The sequence below is a fragment of the Dorea longicatena genome (assembly GCF_024168045.1).
Taxonomy (GTDB): Bacteria; Bacillota; Clostridia; order Lachnospirales; family Lachnospiraceae; genus Dorea_A.
The window spans coordinates 197,279-214,713 of the sequence record NZ_CP100126.1; the positions used below are offsets into that span (position 1 = coordinate 197,279).

Here is a 17,435-nt window from a genome sequence, read left to right on the forward strand (position 1 = left end):
TAAAAAATAATAAATTTTTGTATCGTCAGCCATGCTATGGCTGGCGATATTTTATGCTGCTTTTGTATATTGCTCATGATATTTCATTGGTGTCATTACATGCAGTTTCCTTTGAAGTCGTTGGTTGTTGTAGTAATCTATGTAATTAGCTATCGCAGTAATCAAAGAGCTTCTGTCATTAAAACGCTGTTTATAATACATTTCTCGTTTTAGAATTCCCCAAAACCCTTCCATTGGTCCATTGTCAATACAGTGGGCAACTCTAGACATACTCTGCTTCATATGATGTTTTTTTAATCTAGTATAAAACTGTGCGCTTGTATATTGAAAGCCTCGATCAGAATGAACTAATGGGTGTGCATCTGGCTCCTGACGAACAGCCTCATCAAACGTGTCCATAACTAATGGATTATCATTATGATCGCTGATTTTAAAGGAAACAATCCTTCTATCATATAAATCTAAAATAGCACTCAGATAAACTTTATGAACTTCTATTCCGTTGTAGTATTTAAATTCAGAAACATCTGTAAGCCACTTTTCATTCGGTTTTTCGGCGTGAAATTCACGGTGTAAATAGTTTTTTGCTATGTGATCAGGATTTCTGTCTCCTCTGGTACAACTCTTAGGTTTCCATTTAATATTTGATTTTATATCGTATTTCCTACAAATACGAAGTACTCGTTTATCATTCACATGAATTCCTTTATGTCCATCTAATTCATCACGAATCCTTCGGTATCCCATATCTGGATGCTGGTGATGAATCCTTTGGATTTCAGTGGATAGTCTTTCGTTTCGAAGTTCATTATTACTTTTCGGATATTTTCCCCAGCGGTAATACGCAGAACGTGTAACATTAAGATATTTACAAAGTCTATCTATGGGATAATGCTTAGTAGACGATAGTTTTTGGATGGCTTCATATTCGGCTAACCGATGGATTAAAGATAGCGACCCCTCCTTTCCAGTTCTCTGACTTTTTTTAACAGATCATTCTCCATTTGTAAGTCTAGATTTCTTCTTTCCAGTTCAGCTATCTTGTCACGTAGCTCTTCTTCAGGTGTTCTGCTTGGAAGAGAAGCTATACGACGTCCACGTCTGTCTTCTAGACCCGCTTGACCCATCTTTTCGTATCGTATTACCCAATTGCGAACTTGTTGATAGGAACAATCATATTTGAGTGCCATTGCACCATAATTCTTATCATTTGCAAGACAATCTGTTACTATTTTTAATCTCTCATCAAGTGTAGTGTTCTTTGCCTTTTTCATGTAAGCACCTCCAGTGGATGTTTTTAATATTCCACCAGAATTATACACCTTAATCCAATCGGAAAGCTGTCTGTGTGAACGAATTCCGTATTTTGTGCAAATATCCTGAAGAGATCCTTCTCCGTTAAGATAATCATTTATAGCAGATATTTTTAAATCTTTTGAATAAGATTTGTTTTTCGGTTGATTGAATAATCCAGTTGGTCCATCATACTGATAAATAGAAATCCAATTTCGAATACTATGATGATCAACTCCCAATTCTTTTCCTGCTTGCTGTATGCCAATTTCTCCTGCAAGGTAGCGTTCGACTATTTTTACTTTTTCTACTGGTTCTATCTTACTCTTTCTGAACATGAAAATACCCCCATATAGGACTTTTATATTTCATTGTCCTATATGAGGGTAGCATATCAAGATGTCTCCCGGGGGGGGGTATTGTATACGTTGTTAGTTGTCATAATCTTCCGAACAAATACTGATACCCATTCCATATCCCTTCGGCCCGATATGACATCCGATACTGAATGAAAGCGAATCGTAATATACATAAGAGTTCGGAAATGCGTCTACAAGCATCTGTTTCCATTCCGCAGCCTCTTCTTCTGTCAGGTTAGAACCGGCAGCACCAATCAGGATATGTCTGTCGTCTGTATCTTTAAAACGTGTCTCACGGTCGTTCTTTAATGCCTCGACCATTTTTTGCTTACACTTTTTTATACCGCGGGTCTTGGCAAAAGCATCCAGTTTGCCACCCTGAATTGTCAAGATCGGTTTGATGTTCAGAACACTTCCGAGAGCGGCACCGGCAGCAGTAACACGTCCGCCCTTTTTCAGAAATTCAAGCGTGTCAACAGCGATATAGATGCTGGAATTGTAAGCCTCGGCCTCTAATATTTCTTTGATTTCTTTTGCTGATTTTCCGGCTTCTGCAAGCTTTTTTGCATGCATGACAGATTCTCTCTGTGTGACAGAGATCCTGTGATTGTCTGCAACCTGTACCTTGCCTTCATAATCAGCAGAAAGGCTGATAGCTGAAGAACAGGAAGCACTCAGTCCGCTGGACATCGGGATATGGATAATCTCGTCATAACCCTGTTCGAAGATGTCATCCCAAAGATCCATCAGATCACCGGGCGAAGGCTGGGATGTGGATACATTCTTTCCGCCTGTCAGGCTTTCATAGAAAGAAGTTTCGGTAAGATCGATTCCTTCATAGTGTGTCTCATCATTGATAATGACTGGCATAGGAATCAGAAAGATTCCCATCGAGTCAGCTTCTGCTTTCATAATTCCGCTGTTTGTGTCTGTCATAACAGCTGTTTTCATAAGAGAAAACCTCCTTTTGTACTCTTTACTATCTATCAGTTACAGAATAAATATTCTTGATAGCAAATATTTTATTCTGTTCGTGTGTCACCCCAAAAGAACAGTGCAACGGTTCCCGGACCTGTATGGCTTCCGATCGTTGTTCCCACATTGTTGATCTCCACTTTTTCTTTCAGATATGGAAAACGGGATTGAACCAGATCAGCAACGGCCTTCGCATCTTCGTAACAGCCGGAATGAGAAATGTAGCATTTCCCTGTATAGTCGGTCTGATGATCGGCATATTCTGCCATCTTATCGACAATGGCACGGATAACTTTTCGCTTTGTGCGAATCTTATATCGTGGAATCAGGCGTCCCAGGTTATCCATGTTAAGGAGCGGGCAGATGTTCAGTACACCGCCGATCGCACCTGCTGTCTTCGAGATGCGCCCGCCTTTTACGTAGAATTTCAAATCGGTGGAGAAGAACCAGTGATGTACGTTCAGCCGGTGCTTTTCAGCGAAGCGGAAGACTTCGTCCAGGGACTTGCCTTCATCACGCAGATCCGCCAGCTTATCCATCAAAAGTCCATATCCGGAAGATGCGCCAAGAGAATCCACGATCAGGATCCGGCGGTCAGGATAACGTTCTTCAAGACTTTCTTTTGCAATCATTGCGGAATTGATAACTCCAGAGAGTCCGGAAGAAAGTGTGACATGCAGGATATCCTTTCCTGCTTTCAGGAAGGGCTCGAAATATTCTTCGAATTCCTCGGCATTGACCTGTGAAGTCTTTGTATCGGCTCCGGCGGCCATTGCAGCATAAAATTTATCAAATGGGATAGATTTTCCAAGATCATCGGCATATTCCCTGCCATCCAGTTCGAAATGAAAACAGATGTAAGATATGTCACGTGCTTTGAAATGTTCCTCCGTAAGATCTGCTGTCGAGCAGCAGCTGATGATGTAATCCCTCATAATGCATGTTTCCTTCCCTGTTGTTTTATTATATTTAGAATATTCATGTATACTCCAAGTGGTAAAAATTGTACCATTTTCTCGGGGGAAATTCAATAATAACGAAAAAATCAGGAAGAAAAAGATGAAATTGCCTGCGGAATTCGTGGTACAATATTCATACATCAAAGGTACTGCAGGAAGATAGGGATAATGGAAATAACGGGGAATAAGAAAATATGAATAAAGATATGGAAAGAATAAAAGAGAACATGAATATTCTAAAGGATTGCACATTATGTCCGAGAAACTGTCATGCAGACCGTTTTGAGGGACAGCGCGGAAGATGTCATGAGACGGCCGAGATCGTGGCAGCAAGGGCAGCACTCCACATGTGGGAAGAACCCTGTATATCAGGAGATGCAGGCTCCGGAGCGGTATTCTTTTCCGGCTGTTCGATGGGCTGTATCTTCTGTCAGAACCATAATATAGCCGAAGCAAAAGCCGGAAAGATAATCACGATTGAAAGGCTGTCGCAGATATTCCTGGAACTTCAGGGAGAAGGAGCTGCCAATATTAATCTTGTGACACCGACACACTATGTTCCACAAATCATAGAAGCATTAGAGATGGCAAGAAAAGCCGGTCTGGATCTCCCGGTTGTCTATAATACAAGTGGCTATGAAAAGCCGGAGACAATACAGATGCTGGATGGATATGTAGATGTCTATCTTCCGGATTTTAAGTACATGGAACCAGAACTTGCAGCTGCATATTCGAAGGCTCCGGATTATCCCGAATATGCCAAAGCATCTTTAAAAGAAATGATTCGTCAGACGGGGAATATCCAGATCAATAAAGAAACAGGAATGATACAAAAAGGAGTGATCGTAAGACATCTGGTTCTGCCGGGGCATGTAAAAAATTCCAAAGCGGTCATAAAATATCTGCTCGAAACATACAAAGACCAGATTCTGATTAGCATTATGAATCAATACACCCCTATGCCGCAGGTTGCAGAAGATCCACTTCTTAGCCGTAAAGTTACAAAAAGGGAATATGAAAAAGTTATAGATTATGCACTGGAACTGGGAATGGAAGATGGCTTTATCCAGGAAGGAGAAGCAGCAAAAGAAAGCTTTATACCGGAATTTAATTTAGAGGGGATTGGGATTTAATTCAGGAAGGCTGTGGATACCCGAACCGGAATAAAGCTTGGAAAGGTGTTCCTGTTCAGGTTCCATCGGCGGGTCAATTCTAAAGGGGCAAAATTCTGCTAAAAGCAGGCTTTCAAAATTTGAAACTCGGCATACGCCTCAGACAGTCAAATTTTGAAAACCCAACGCAGAATTTTGCCCCTTAAGAATTACCAACGCCTCTTTCACATTCACTGGAACGCCTTTCCAAGTTTTATTCCGTGTGTATCAAATGCCTTACGAATTAGATGGCAATTGCGTAACGGTAGTGGCCTCCACCGGGTTACATTTTTGGGCATTTCATTTATTAACATCCGCTGCCAGTCACGACTTGAAGGAAACAATAGATAAGGATTATTGTGAATGTGGAATGCCATTAGAAATAGTTAGAGAGTCAGAATCACCGTTAAAGGAACGAAGCGAACGTGTTTGAGGCGAATGCCGAGTTTGAGCGTAGTTCCTTTGCTTTTAGGTGGTTCTGACTCTCTTAGTGTTTCTTATGGTATGGAACCTGAACAAGAAGCCTTATCTATTGTTTACTTCAAGGACTGAGAGGCCGCTTCCCAGTTAATAAATTAAATTACCGCATAAACTCATTGATCACATGCAGCACCCCATCCTCATCATTAGACTTCGTAATATAATCCGCCTTATCAAGAACGGCTGGTTGTGCATTTGCCATGGCTACGCCAAGTCCTGCGGTTTCGATCATGGTCAGATCGTTGTATCCATCTCCGCAGCAGATCATTTCATCAGCAGTAAGACCGATACTTGTCAGTAATTTTAATAAAGAATGTGCCTTGTCGATTCCGGCCGGCATAACCTCTACAAAGAAAGGATCCGAACAGTAGACGGACAGATAAGAGTGAAACTGTTTGCTGAGTTCTTTGCGTATCTGGTCTAAGATATCGGGATCTCCGGTTACGAGGAATTTATTCGGATCATCAGGGATGACATCCAAAAAGTCAGCACCGGCATCAATGATCGGCATCTGATTGATGCGGGACTCCAGCTCTGTGTATTGATTGGAGTGGATGCCGGATAAAATATGTTCGGATGTGTAAGTGAGGATGTCTACGCCGTGTCCGGCATATTTTATCACCGTTTCGTAGACACCTTTTGCACAGTCAGCCGGAAGTATTTTATTGTAGATTGCTTTTTTTGTCCGGCAATCGGTGATACGTCCACCGTTGAAAGAAAGGATGTAACTTCCGTAATCTTCCAGATGAAGCTGCTCTGCCAGTGGAACGACACCTTTTGTCGGGCGTCCGCTGGCGAGAACAACTTTTTTACCGGCTTCCTGAATCTCGATCAGAGCATCCAGGGTCGGCTTTGTAATTTCTTTTTGGGAGTTGGTAAGAGTTCCGTCCAGATCAAGGGCGAGAATCTGATAAGCCATATAATAATCTCCTTAAATATCTCGTTTGTTTCGTTCTTTTTTGTTATTTTATAATTCTTCCAAAGCATGAACAATCTGTGGAAAATTCATTCCGTGGGAGGCTTTTACCAGAACATTGTCCCCATCTTTGATGATGTCCGGTATAGCCTGAATGAAGCTTTCATTATCAGCAAACCAAAGTGCCTGGGTATGTGTGCCCCTGGATGCTTCTTCTACCAGAGCGTGTGTCAGGTCTCCGATTCCGCAGACAAGGTCTACATTCTGTTGTGCTGCGTAAGTACCGACTTCTGCATGAAGAACTTCAGCAGTATCACCAAGTTCTCCCATATTACCAAGGACTGCAACCCTACGTCCGATTGCCATATTAAGGACATCGATGGAAGCCTTCATAGAGATTGGATTGGCATTGTAGCAATCGTCTAAGATGATCATATGGTCTGTTTCTATGATATGGTTACGCCCCGGGATAGACGGCAGGGATTCGATGCCGGCTTTGATCTCGCTGGCAGTCAGTCCCAGTGTATATCCGACAGCAGCACCTGCAATCGCATTGCTTACCATATGGATGCCGGGTACAGGAACCAGACAGTCGAAAGAAGTTCCATCCTTTAATGTGATCGTGCAGGAAGTTCCGCGGAGTCCCTGAGGTTCAATGTTGTCGGCACGGAATGCACAGTTGCTTCCTGTTCCGAAGAATACAGGAGCGACACCTTTGACAGGACTCATCTTGCAAAGCAGATCGTCATCACCGTTCAGAATGATGGAACCGCCGTTTTTCATATCCTGGATCATCTGTGATTTTTCCTGAAGAATGCCCTCTCTTGTCTTGAAGAACTCCAGATGTGCGATACCGATATTGGTGATCACACAGATGTCAGGGCTGGATACAGATGAAAGGCGGCGCATCTCACCAAAGTGATTGACACCCATCTCAAGTACGGCAACCTCTGTATCCTCCGGCATATCGAAGATTGTGATCGGAAGTCCCCATTCGTTATTGAAGTTTCCAAGTGTTTTATGTACATGATATTTCTGAGCCAGAACAGAGGCAATCATCTCTTTGGTACTGGTCTTTCCGACACTTCCGGTAATTCCGACAACTTTCATATCAAAAGAATCACGATAAAGCTTGGCAATGTCAAGCAGTGCCTGCCCTGTGGATTCTACCAGAATATAAGGAAAATCCGTCTCACCGAGATCTTCGTGGGAGACAACACACATAGCACCGGCTTTTACAGTGTCCGGGATGAATTTGTGTGCGTTGACACGTTCTCCGTCAATGGCAACGAATAAGTAACCAGGCTGGACTTTCCGGCTGTCAATCACGACACCGGATACTTCCTGGTTGAGAATACTCTCATCGCCGTGGAAAGTCCCTTTGCAGGCTCTGGTTATATTTTCAATTGAAAGATTTTTCATGGATATTCATCCTCCTTAATAGCGGGCTTTCATGGATTCCTGAATAATGGCCTCACAAAGTTCGCTGTATTCATATCCGGCAGCTTTGGCAGCTTTCGGAAGAAGGCTTGCTGCGGTCATTCCCGGAAGGGCATTCATTTCCAGACAGTAGAATTCACCGTCTGCATCGGATACGATAAAGTCTGCACGGGAGTATACATCCATGCGGAGTGCTTCAAAGGCACGTTCTCCGGCACGCTGGATCAGTTCTTGTGTCTCTGCATCCAGTGATACAGGAGGACAGATTTCGGAAGCACCGCCTGCCTGATATTTGTTCGCATAATCAAAGAGTCCGTCCTTTGGAACAATTTCAACGAGCGGAAGTGCTTTTCCGGCAAGAATACCGCAGGCAAATTCACGGCCTTTGATAAATGGTTCGATGACAACCTCGTCTGTGTTGTCTATATCAAAAGATTTGTGGATCGCATCATAATAGTCTTCTTCTGTGTGACAGATGTATACACCAATACTAGATCCGTTTGAGCATGGCTTTACAACCAGTGGAAGGTAGTATCCAAGTTCATCCAGACGGGTATCTTTCGTTTTTACTGTCAGTGAAGTTCCTCTTGGAGTTGGGACACCACTGGTTTTGAAAATCTGTTTTGTGACCAGTTTGTTCATGGATAATGTACATCCAAGAGAGTTCGGTCCAGTGTATTTGATTCCCAGGTTATCAAAAGTTGCCTGAAGTTTTCCGTTTTCACCGATGGAACCGTGAAGAGCCATGAATGTGATATCAGCCATCTGGCAGAGTTCAATAACATTTGGTCCGATTTCGGAAGGTGACTGATCCGGGCGTGATTTGCGAAGTGCACCCAGATCCGGTACAGATGTTGAGATTCCCTTGGAAATCTCAAGCCCGCCGTCCGGACGGTCGAATATTTCTTCTAATTTATCGGAATCGTATGGAAGGCCGAAGAACACATCCAGAAGAAATGCCTGATGTCCCATCTCCCGGAGAGTTTTACAGATTCCGGCTCCCGAAAGTAAGGATACATCTCTTTCCGGACTGAGTCCGCCTGCTAATACTATAATTTTCATGATCAATAAGTCCTCCTTTAATCTGTCATATTCATCTGATCCAGCAGTGATTTTTTAACATCGTAGAGTTTTTTGGAAAGATCCACATAAACTCTGTGCGGATAGAAGAGACGCTTGGTCTCATCCCATAAAGTGTCTTTTTCCGTGCAGCAATATGAGGCAATCTCTTTTAATGTCGGAGATTTGTAAATGCATTCGCCGTTTTTGAAGACAGGTACAAGAATCTCGCGTACTGTATAGGTGCCACCGGAAAGTTTCGTCTTTTTCCATGTCTCTATCGGGTCGAAGAGAAGCAGATCCTGTTCGGTATCGATGACTTCATCGGCAAAACAGATAAGGTCTGCCTTGATCTTACCGCTCTCTTTTTCATAGATACGGTAGATCGTCTTATTACCAGGATTGGTGATCTTCTCGGTATTTTCAGATATTTTTATCTTCGGAACGAATTCGCCTTCTTCATTCTGGATGGCAGCCAGCTTGTACACACCTCCGAAGGAAGGGCAGTCCTTGGATGTGATCAGGTTGGTACCGACACCCCAGGAATCAATGGCTGCGCCCTGCATCTTCAGATCGTGAAGAAGGAATTCATCCAGATCATTGGAAGCACAGATGGTAGCTTCAGGGAAGCCTGCATCGTCCAGCATCTTCCGTGCTTCTTTTGAAAGGTATGCAAGATCACCGCTGTCCAGGCGGATTCCGTATTTGTTCAGTGGTTTTCCGGAATCTTTGAATTCCCGGAATACACGGATGGCATTCGGGACACCGGATTTTAACGTATCGTATGTGTCAACTAAGAGTGTGCAGTTGTCCGGATACATCTCTGCGTAAGTCCTGAATGCAGTGTATTCATCCGGAAAACTCATGATCCAGCTGTGTGCGTGGGTTCCCATAACAGGGACATCAAACATCTGTCCGGCAAGCACATTGGATGTGCCGACACATCCGCCGATCATCGCTGCTCTTGCACCATATAATCCCGCATCAGGACCCTGTGCACGGCGCAGACCGAATTCCATAATACCATCGCCGTTAGCGGCAAATACAATACGGGAAGTCTTGGTTGCGATCAGTGACTGATGATTAATGATATTCAGGATCGCTGTCTCAACAAGCTGCGCTTCCATAATCGGAGCAATCACTTTCAGAAGAGGCTCCTTCGGAAATATGACGGTTCCCTCAGGGATGGCATAGATATCACCACTGAAGTGGAAACCGCTCAGATAATGAAGGAAGTCTTCTTTAAAAATCCCAAGACCTCTTAAATAATCTACATCTTCATAAGTAAAATGCAGATTCTTTATATAATCAATTACCTGATCAAGACCGGCACATACAGAATATCCGTTGTTGCAAGGGTTCTGACGAAAAAATACATCAAAAATAACTTTTTCATTCTGCCCTTTTTCGTAATACCCTTGCATCATGGTGAGCTCGTACAGATCGGTCAGCAAGGTAAGATTGCGTTTGCTCATTTTCAAACTCCTTTTTACTGCTGTTTGCAGTACATTTCTTTTTTAGTTATACCGTTTTATTATAGCACTTAAGAGAATAAATGTAAAAGAAAAAAACAGGCACTAAACAAGTGCCTGATTCTTATGAATAGTCTCGCGGATGATGTTACTGCAATGTTCGCCGATACGTTTTTTCTCGTCTTTGTCCAGTTCTTTCGGATAGATTGGTTTGCCATATTCCAAAATAACGTGTGTTTTCTTAATGAAAGGTATATGACCTTCAAAAATATCACAGGTATTATTCAGACTCATCGGTACAATCGGACATCCGGTCTTCTCTGCAATCTTAAAGGAACCGTTGTGGAACGGAAGTAAAGATAATTCTTCGCCGTTGTTCCTGGTACCTTCCGGAAAGATACAGATAGATACACCGTGTTTTACATAATCGATTGCCTGAAGGATAGTCTTTAAGCCTTCTTTCGGATTCTCCCTGTCAAGGAAGAGACAGTAGAGGCGCTTCATCCAGGTGCGGAGAAGCGGAATAGAGAGCATCTCTTTTTTGGCAATGTAACCGGTCAGGTTTTTGCATCTTGCATACGTGATCACGATATCAAAATAACTTCTGTGGTTTCCGATAAAAAGAACCGGCTCGTCCGGAACATTCTCCTCACCGATGACAGTGAGCTCGATCCCGGCAAGGCGGACAATCACTTTAAATGCCCACTGGACGATCCGCAGACTGGAATAATCCATTGTCTTTTTGCTGATTTTCCCAATCAGCCATTCAATTCCAAGAACCGGAATGCCGATAATCAGGAATAAGATCACGAATAAGGCAACTGGTATAATTCTCATAATGAATACTCCTTTTCATTCTAGTTATTTTATCATAGCATAAAATCCGCATTTTTTACACCCATAGTGTGTAAGATAGTAGAGAGAAAATAGAAGAAGGCTGTATTGAAGAGAATAAAAATGTTCTTAACCGTGATCGCAGTTACAATGCTGCTTTCCGGTTGTAGTTTTGGCACGATAGAAGAACAGAAAACAGGAGATGTTATATATGAGATTGTAAAGAAAGAAGAGATTCCGGAACAATTGAAAGAAGAGATAAAAGAAGCTGGAAAAAAGGAAATGTGGATCAGTTATGCAGATACAGGAAAGGAAGAAACATACCTGTATGTAGTGCGGGGGTACGGGACACAGCAGACGACCGGCTACAGCATTGAAGTAAATGCATGTTATGAGACAGTGGATACAGTGGTTATCCGTACAACGCTTCAGGGCCCGGAGAAAAAGGAAAAAATACACAAGAAAAAGACATATCCATACATTGTCATAAAGATGCCGTACACGGAAAAGCAAATTATATATGAATAAAAGATGTTGTAAAAGGAGGCAGGAACAATGGAATATCAGAAAAAAGAGATCCGTATATTTCAAAATGGAAGGACAGTAAATGACCAGTTCTATATTGACGGGGATTATAATGTTCCGGAGGCAAAACGGGATGTGGGAAAGATTATATTAAGTAATGGGATGTTGCGGGTAGAGGAGATGAAACAGGTAGAAAGCTATCTGAAAGTATCGGGAAAACTGGAGTTCAAAGTTCTCTATATGGCAGATGAGATGGTTCCGGTACCGGCAAGCCTGGAAGGGCGGATCCCATTTGAAGAGATGATCTATCTGGAGCAGGAACCGGAAGGAAACCTGGTGCTTCAGACGTCTGACACCGAGGTTACTGTAACGATGATCCACTCAAGAAAACTGAACATCAAGACACTGGCAGAGATTTCCATCGGAACCGAAAAGTGTACCGGTGAAGAGATTACAACCGATGTAGAAGAGAAAGCTCCGGTTTTTAAGAAAATGAAAGAAGAAGAGATTCTAAAAGTATTTGCTACCGGAAAAGATACTTACAGGATTAAAGAAGAGGTCACATTGAGCGGTACAAAGGAGCATATCGGCACACTTTTGTGGACGGATGTGACAGGTGGAAAAGCGGATACACAGTTAGGAACAGATGAACTGCTGATTAGTGGTGAACTTAACATGTTCTGCCTGTACGAAACGGCAGAAGGAAAGACGGATTGGATAAGCCGGACAGTTCCGTATGAGGGGCAGATCGAATGCATGGGTGTGATGCCCGGAATGTATCATCAGTCAGAATTACATCTTACGGATATCAATGTAGAGCCGCGGATGGATGAGAACGGCGAGATGCGTATTCTTGGCATAGAAGCAACGCTGCAAGTCCGTCTGATTGTCTACGAGGAGGAGAAGATCCAGATACTGGAAGATCTGTATATGCTGGATCATATCTGTATTCCGGAGGTAAAAGAAAAGAGGTTCTTCCGATTAAAACTCCAGAATCATTCCAAATGCAGGATTAGTGAGGAATTAACACTGCCGGAACTGAAAGAGGATATCTTGCAGATCTGTCACTGTAAAGGAAAGATTCAGATGGAAACAGTAAAAGCAGAAACGGATGGTGTACATATCGACGGTGTGCTGCACTTGCAGTTTTTATATGTGCGGGAAGATGATCAGACGCCGTTTGGCGTATGGAATGGAATGGTTCCGTTCAGTTATCTCCTGGAAAACGGGGGCGGCGAACCGGATATGGAAGATATGGATTGTACGGTCGAGCAGCTTTCGGTAAATCTCATGGGAAGCGGTGAAGTAGAAGTGAAAGCCGTTCTGGCATTCAACTGTTTTCAGAAAGAACCGGTGCAGATACAGAATATTGAATCTGCGGAATTCCGCCCGATGGATACCGAAGAGTTGGAAAGCCGTCCCGGAATTGTCGGATATTTCGTACAACAGGGGGATACATTATGGAATCTTGCAAAAAAATATAACACAACGGTGGAAAATATAAAAGAAGTTAATTATATGGAAAAAGAAGGTATAAATAAAGGCGATAAAATATTGATTTTTAAGCAAAATTTGGGTATACTGTAAGAACATTGTATACAAAATGTAAGGAGATAAATAAGATGGATAAAATGGAATTGAAAGCACTTGGAAAGATTAATCTGGGTCTGGATGTTCTGGGACGGAGAGAGAACGGTTATCACGATGTGCGGATGGTGATGCAGACGGTATACCTGTATGACCAGATCCGGATGGAAAAGACGAAAAAACCGGGTATAGAATTGTTGACGAATCTTTTTTATCTGCCCGTGAATGAGAATAACCTGGCGTATCAGGCAGCAGACCTTCTGATGAAGGAGTTTCATGTAAAGGAAGGCGTGAAGATCACATTAGATAAACATATACCGGTAGCGGCAGGAATGGCAGGCGGAAGTTCGAACGCGGCAGCCGTACTGTTCGGGATCAACCGTATGTTTTCGCTTGGACTTTCACAGAAAGAACTGATGGAAAGAGGCGTGACACTGGGAGCAGATGTTCCTTATTGTGTTATGCGCGGAACCGTTCTTGCAGAAGGGATAGGAGAGATCCTCACACCACTTCCGGCATGTCCGAAATGCCATGTGCTGATCGCAAAACCGCCGATCAGTGTGTCGACAAAACTGGTCTATGAGAAGCTGGATTCCCATGAGATTGAGAATCATCCGGATATTGACGGAATCATCGATGGGCTGTATGACCAGGATATTACAAAGGTAGCATCCCGGATGGGAAATGTACTGGAGAAAGTAACAATCGAAGAATATCCGGTTATTGAACAGATTAAAAATGTCATGAAGGAGCAGGGGGCACTGAATGCGATGATGAGCGGAAGTGGTCCAACGGTATTCGGCCTTTATGAGACGAAAGAGAAAGCAAGAAAAGCAGCAGCAAAGATAAGAGAAAAGCAATTAGCAAAGCAGGTGTATGTGACCGGCATACATAATGCAAGGAGGAAATAGGCATGGAACCGAATTTTAAAGTAAACATGAATGAGTATCTGCCACTTAGAGATGTCGTGTTCAATACTTTGAGACAGGCGATTCTTCGAGGCGAGTTAAAACCGGGAGAAAGACTGATGGAGATCCAGCTTGCCAATAAACTGGGTGTCAGCCGTACTCCGATTCGTGAAGCCATCCGTAAGCTGGAGCTGGAAGGACTTGTGCTGATGATCCCGAGAAAGGGCGCAGAAGTTGCAGAGATCACAGAGAAGAATATGCGGGATGTTCTGGAAGTCAGAAAGGCTTTGGAAGAACTGGCGGTTCAGCTTGCATGTGAGAAGATTACGGCTGAAGAGATCGAAGAGATGAAGAAAGCGGCCGAAGAGTTCAGGATGATATTAAAAAACAAGGATATCACAGAGATTGCCGAAGCAGATGTACGTTTCCATGATATCATTTACATGGCAACGGATAATCAGAAACTGATTCTGCTTCTGAATAACCTGCGTGAACAGATGTACCGTTATCGTGTGGAATATCTGAAGCGTGAAGAAGCACATCCACAGCTCATTGCAGAACATGCGGCAATTATCGAGTATATCAGCAAAGGTGAGAAGAAAGCTGCAACAGATGTTATGTGTAAACATATCGATAATCAGGTGACGACCGTGATCGATGTGATTCGTACAAAGCAGAGCTAGAAAACAAAAAATTCAGAAAGTATGCCAGGAGTGTATAGATAAGAACCATTGTGTCGAGACTTCCTGTATCAGTAAAAATTACCGTTCATGCAGTATCCGTGAACGGTAAGAGGCAGGAAGGAGATACATAGATGAAACGGGAAAGAATTTGCCTGATCATAGCATGTCTGCTGTCATTTGCGCTGACAACCGGGATTATGGAACGGCGTATGGAAGTTGTTCATGCAGAGATTGCACAGACGCAGAAAACGCTGGCAGAGGAAGTGTTCCGCTTTCATGTGATCGCAGAAAGCAACAGTGTGAAGGATCAGCGGATTAAATTGCACGTCCGGGATACGGTACTTAGCTATATGAAATCACAGATGCCGGAAACGGAGCGTAAAAGCGCACAGTTAACGAAAGACTGGGTGAAAAAGCATCAGAAGGAACTGGTGAAGACTGCTGATGAAGTGTTAAAAAAAGAAGGCGTGTCATACCGGGCACAGGCAAAGGTGACGAGCTGCTATTTCCCGGATAAACGGTATGGTGATATCATATTTCCGGAAGGAGAGTATGAGGCGCTGAGGATCACTCTCGGAAGCGGAAAAGGACATAACTGGTGGTGCGTGCTGTACCCGAGCCTGTGCTTTACCAATGCGACCTGTGCGGTGGTTGATGAAGACGGAAAAAAAGAACTGAAAGAAGCACTCAGTGCAGAAGAATATGAGATGGTAACTGCTGCTTCGGAATTCAAGATAAAATGGTTTTTCTTCGGGAATTCCGATAAGAATACGGAAGAAGAGCATACAAAGGAGTCAGACTAACTATGAGAGACAATCAATATACTACAGAGGGAAGAATCCGGTTCAGTGAAGTGGATCATACCAGAAGAATCACACTGCCGGGGATCGTGAATTATTTTCAGGACTGCAGCACATTTCAGTCGGAAGATCTCGGACTGGGAATCATGCATTGCAGCGAGCGGAAAAGAGCCTGGATCCTGTCGTCGTGGCAGGTAGTCGTAGAACGGTATCCGGAGATAGGAGAGAAGATACAGACCAGTACCTGGGCGACAGATTTCAAGGGATTGTTCGGGGAGCGTAATTTCTGCATGACAGATGAGAATGGAAACGATGTCGCATATGCCAATTCCCTGTGGGTATACATGGATATAGAGAGAGGACGTCCGGCAAGACCGGATGAATCAGAGATTGCCCCATATGGAACCGGAGAGCCATATGAGATGACATACGAATCCAGAAAGATTCCTCTTCCAACAGAATCGGAAGAACTGGAAAGCTTTCCGGTGCGCAGATATCATATCGACACGAATGAGCATGTTAATAACTGCCAGTATGTACAGATGGCACTGGAGTCGCTTCCGAAAGACAAAGAAGTACACCAGATGCGAGTGGAATATAAGAAATCTGCAGTATATGGTGATATGATCTATCCGCGGATTGCAGCAGAAGATGACAGAACAGTCGTTGAATTATGTGATGAAAATGCAAAGCCGTATGCAGTGATCGAATTCAGATTTGCGTAAGCAGGTAACAGATACATTAAAAAGAGAAGGAAACAGAGAGGAAATATATGGGATTAACAGATTATTTGGGAAAGAAAAGAAGATTGATGATCGTCAAAGAAGTGGAGTTCGGAGTATATCTGGGAAACAAAGATGACAAAGTTCTGCTTCCGAAAAAACAGGTGCCGAAAGATGTAGAAGTCGGAGATCCGGTAGAAGTATTCTTATACAAAGATTCCTCCGACCGTCTGATCGCAACCACACAGGAACCGAAGATCACGCTGGATGAACTGGCTGTACTGAAGGTTGCAGACACAGGAAGAATCGGTGCATTCCTTGACTGGGGACTGGAGAAAGATCTTCTTCTTCCATTCAAAGAGCAGACTGCGAAAGTGAAAAAAGGTGATGAAGTTCTGGTTGCACTTTACGTGGACAAGTCCGGAAGACTTTGTGCAACGATGAAAGTATATGAGAAGCTTCGTACAGATTCTCCATATAAAAAGGATGATCATGTAGAAGGAATCATTTACGAGACGAGTGATAACTTTGGCGTGTTTGTGGCAGTGGATAACTGTTACAGTGCATTAATTCCAAAGAGAGAAGCTTTTGGCAGGTTAAAAGTAGGCGATCGTGTATCTGCCAGAGTCCTGAAAGTAAGAGAGGACGGAAAATTAGACTTAAGTGTCAGAGAAAAAGCATTTCTTCAGATGGATGAGGATGCAGCGCTGATCATGAAACGCATGGAAGAATATGGCGGGAAGCTTCCGTTTAATGACAAGGCGGATCCGGAACTGATCAAACAGGAATTCGGATTGAGTAAAAATGCGTTCAAACGTGCTGTCGGAAGACTTCTTAAAGAAGGTCGTATAAAAATTTCAGAAAAGAATATTGAAATGAAAAAGAAATAAGGTATAATAAAAGCGTTAAGACTATTAAAAACAAGATAAATAAAAAAGGAGAATGAGAAATGAAAGTACAGAACATTACCGATATCGAAGGATTTTTCAAAGTAGTTGATTCTTGTGAAGGAAAAGTTGAACTTGTAACAGGTGAAGGTGACAGACTGAACTTAAAGTCAAAATTATCTCAGTATGTATCTATGGCAAATATCTTCTCTAACGGAGGAATTCCGGAATTGGAAATCGTTGCTCATGAGCCACAGGATATCGATAAACTTGTAAAATTCATGGTTCTTGGAACTGGAAAAGAAGACTAAGGCAAACATGAATGTTTGATAGGGTGTTCCCTGAAGGGAGCACCTTTTTTCAATATATTTAACAGGAAGGGAGA

At 42.9% G+C, this 17,435-nt stretch carries 18 protein-coding genes; 9 read left to right on the top strand and 9 right to left on the bottom strand.

Going from position 1 to position 17,435, the window contains the following annotated elements:
* Positions 1 to 51: 51 nt before the first annotated feature.
* From NKF87_RS00910 to NKF87_RS00925, 4 genes are all read right to left on the bottom strand, one after another.
* Positions 52 to 945 (bottom strand): IS3 family transposase, encoded by an 894-nt coding sequence (locus NKF87_RS00910; protein WP_226851847.1) that lies wholly within the window; start codon positions 943 to 945, stop codon positions 52 to 54.
* Entirely contained in the window at positions 945 to 1,631 is a 687-nt protein-coding gene (locus NKF87_RS00915; protein ID WP_055284358.1) for a helix-turn-helix domain-containing protein, read from the bottom strand. The genes NKF87_RS00910 and NKF87_RS00915 overlap by 1 nt, the downstream gene beginning before the upstream one ends.
* 93 nt (positions 1,632 to 1,724) lie before the next feature.
* A complete protein-coding gene (locus tag NKF87_RS00920) occupies positions 1,725 to 2,603 on the bottom strand; it encodes a DegV family protein (RefSeq protein WP_117598590.1) in 879 nt (292 codons plus the stop codon).
* Between the two features lie 71 nt (positions 2,604 to 2,674).
* Positions 2,675 to 3,562, bottom strand: a complete 888-nt coding sequence (locus NKF87_RS00925; protein ID WP_055284944.1) for a DegV family protein — start codon at positions 3,560 to 3,562, stop codon at positions 2,675 to 2,677.
* Positions 3,563 to 3,780: 218 nt separating this feature from the next.
* Between NKF87_RS00925 and NKF87_RS00930 the strand changes: the two genes are divergently transcribed.
* A complete protein-coding gene (locus tag NKF87_RS00930) occupies positions 3,781 to 4,719 on the top strand; it encodes a radical SAM protein (RefSeq protein WP_242998923.1) in 939 nt (312 codons plus the stop codon).
* Between the two features lie 598 nt (positions 4,720 to 5,317).
* On the opposite strand, the gene NKF87_RS00935 is transcribed toward NKF87_RS00930, so the two are convergent.
* The 5 genes from NKF87_RS00935 to NKF87_RS00955 all read right to left on the bottom strand — a co-directional run bounded on the left by NKF87_RS00935 (position 5,318) and on the right by NKF87_RS00955 (position 10,944).
* On the bottom strand, positions 5,318 to 6,136 hold the full coding sequence (locus NKF87_RS00935) for a Cof-type HAD-IIB family hydrolase (RefSeq protein ID WP_028087725.1): 819 nt from the start codon (positions 6,134 to 6,136) through the stop codon (positions 5,318 to 5,320).
* Positions 6,137 to 6,184: 48 nt separating this feature from the next.
* A complete protein-coding gene (locus NKF87_RS00940) occupies positions 6,185 to 7,555 on the bottom strand; it encodes a UDP-N-acetylmuramoyl-tripeptide--D-alanyl-D-alanine ligase (RefSeq protein WP_117598591.1) in 1,371 nt (456 codons plus the stop codon).
* A 15-nt stretch (positions 7,556 to 7,570) separates the two neighbouring features.
* Positions 7,571 to 8,635 carry a D-alanine--D-alanine ligase family protein gene (locus NKF87_RS00945; RefSeq protein ID WP_117598592.1) on the bottom strand — a complete coding sequence of 355 codons (1,065 nt, stop codon included), beginning with the start codon at positions 8,633 to 8,635 and terminating at the stop codon, positions 7,571 to 7,573.
* A gap of 17 nt (positions 8,636 to 8,652) precedes the next feature.
* A complete protein-coding gene (locus tag NKF87_RS00950) occupies positions 8,653 to 10,107 on the bottom strand; it encodes a nicotinate phosphoribosyltransferase (RefSeq protein ID WP_117598593.1) in 1,455 nt (484 codons plus the stop codon).
* 102 nt (positions 10,108 to 10,209) lie between these two features.
* Complete coding sequence (locus tag NKF87_RS00955) at positions 10,210 to 10,944, bottom strand: lysophospholipid acyltransferase family protein (RefSeq protein WP_028086532.1); 735 nt, start codon at positions 10,942 to 10,944, stop codon at positions 10,210 to 10,212.
* Between the two features lie 102 nt (positions 10,945 to 11,046).
* Here NKF87_RS00955 and NKF87_RS00960 point away from each other — a divergent pair, with 102 nt between their 5' ends.
* The 8 genes from NKF87_RS00960 to NKF87_RS00995 all read left to right on the top strand — a co-directional run bounded on the left by NKF87_RS00960 (position 11,047) and on the right by NKF87_RS00995 (position 17,361).
* Positions 11,047 to 11,466: a protease complex subunit PrcB family protein gene (locus tag NKF87_RS00960; protein ID WP_242998924.1), complete on the top strand. Its 420-nt coding sequence runs from the start codon at positions 11,047 to 11,049 to the stop codon at positions 11,464 to 11,466.
* 27 nt (positions 11,467 to 11,493) lie between these two features.
* The gene (locus NKF87_RS00965) at positions 11,494 to 13,050 is read left to right on the top strand and encodes a DUF3794 and LysM peptidoglycan-binding domain-containing protein (protein ID WP_117598595.1); all 1,557 of its coding nucleotides are present in this window, start codon (positions 11,494 to 11,496) and stop codon (positions 13,048 to 13,050) included.
* Between the two features lie 35 nt (positions 13,051 to 13,085).
* The gene (gene ispE, locus NKF87_RS00970; RefSeq protein ID WP_055284166.1) at positions 13,086 to 13,961 is read left to right on the top strand and encodes a 4-(cytidine 5'-diphospho)-2-C-methyl-D-erythritol kinase; all 876 of its coding nucleotides are present in this window, start codon (positions 13,086 to 13,088) and stop codon (positions 13,959 to 13,961) included.
* 2 nt (positions 13,962 to 13,963) lie between these two features.
* A complete protein-coding gene (locus tag NKF87_RS00975) occupies positions 13,964 to 14,641 on the top strand; it encodes a GntR family transcriptional regulator (protein WP_117598596.1) in 678 nt (225 codons plus the stop codon).
* Positions 14,642 to 14,772: 131 nt separating this feature from the next.
* Positions 14,773 to 15,444, top strand: coding sequence for a stage II sporulation protein R (gene spoIIR, locus NKF87_RS00980; protein ID WP_028086527.1), 672 nt, complete (start codon positions 14,773 to 14,775; stop codon positions 15,442 to 15,444).
* 2 nt (positions 15,445 to 15,446) lie between these two features.
* Complete coding sequence (locus tag NKF87_RS00985) at positions 15,447 to 16,166, top strand: acyl-[acyl-carrier-protein] thioesterase (RefSeq protein WP_055284169.1); 720 nt, start codon at positions 15,447 to 15,449, stop codon at positions 16,164 to 16,166.
* A 47-nt stretch (positions 16,167 to 16,213) separates the two neighbouring features.
* A complete protein-coding gene (locus tag NKF87_RS00990) occupies positions 16,214 to 17,053 on the top strand; it encodes a S1 RNA-binding domain-containing protein (RefSeq protein WP_055284212.1) in 840 nt (279 codons plus the stop codon).
* 59 nt (positions 17,054 to 17,112) lie between these two features.
* Positions 17,113 to 17,361 carry a hypothetical protein gene (locus tag NKF87_RS00995; RefSeq protein ID WP_055284170.1) on the top strand — a complete coding sequence of 83 codons (249 nt, stop codon included), beginning with the start codon at positions 17,113 to 17,115 and terminating at the stop codon, positions 17,359 to 17,361.
* The last annotated feature ends 74 nt before the right edge of the window (positions 17,362 to 17,435 follow it).

Coding starts and splice junctions, on each gene's coding strand:
- NKF87_RS00930 (WP_242998923.1), top strand. CDS start 3,781: ATGAATAAAGATATGGAAAGAATAAAAGAGAACATGAATATTCTAAAG.
- NKF87_RS00915 (WP_055284358.1), bottom strand. CDS start 1,631: ATGTTCAGAAAGAGTAAGATAGAACCAGTAGAAAAAGTAAAAATAGTC.
- NKF87_RS00965 (WP_117598595.1), top strand. CDS start 11,494: ATGGAATATCAGAAAAAAGAGATCCGTATATTTCAAAATGGAAGGACA.
- NKF87_RS00995 (WP_055284170.1), top strand. CDS start 17,113: ATGAAAGTACAGAACATTACCGATATCGAAGGATTTTTCAAAGTAGTT.
- NKF87_RS00945 (WP_117598592.1), bottom strand. CDS start 8,635: ATGAAAATTATAGTATTAGCAGGCGGACTCAGTCCGGAAAGAGATGTA.
- NKF87_RS00925 (WP_055284944.1), bottom strand. CDS start 3,562: ATGAGGGATTACATCATCAGCTGCTGCTCGACAGCAGATCTTACGGAG.
- NKF87_RS00985 (WP_055284169.1), top strand. CDS start 15,447: ATGAGAGACAATCAATATACTACAGAGGGAAGAATCCGGTTCAGTGAA.
- NKF87_RS00950 (WP_117598593.1), bottom strand. CDS start 10,107: ATGAGCAAACGCAATCTTACCTTGCTGACCGATCTGTACGAGCTCACC.
- NKF87_RS00935 (WP_028087725.1), bottom strand. CDS start 6,136: ATGGCTTATCAGATTCTCGCCCTTGATCTGGACGGAACTCTTACCAAC.
- NKF87_RS00920 (WP_117598590.1), bottom strand. CDS start 2,603: ATGAAAACAGCTGTTATGACAGACACAAACAGCGGAATTATGAAAGCA.
- NKF87_RS00975 (WP_117598596.1), top strand. CDS start 13,964: ATGGAACCGAATTTTAAAGTAAACATGAATGAGTATCTGCCACTTAGA.
- ispE (WP_055284166.1), top strand. CDS start 13,086: ATGGATAAAATGGAATTGAAAGCACTTGGAAAGATTAATCTGGGTCTG.
- NKF87_RS00990 (WP_055284212.1), top strand. CDS start 16,214: ATGGGATTAACAGATTATTTGGGAAAGAAAAGAAGATTGATGATCGTC.
- NKF87_RS00940 (WP_117598591.1), bottom strand. CDS start 7,555: ATGAAAAATCTTTCAATTGAAAATATAACCAGAGCCTGCAAAGGGACT.
- spoIIR (WP_028086527.1), top strand. CDS start 14,773: ATGAAACGGGAAAGAATTTGCCTGATCATAGCATGTCTGCTGTCATTT.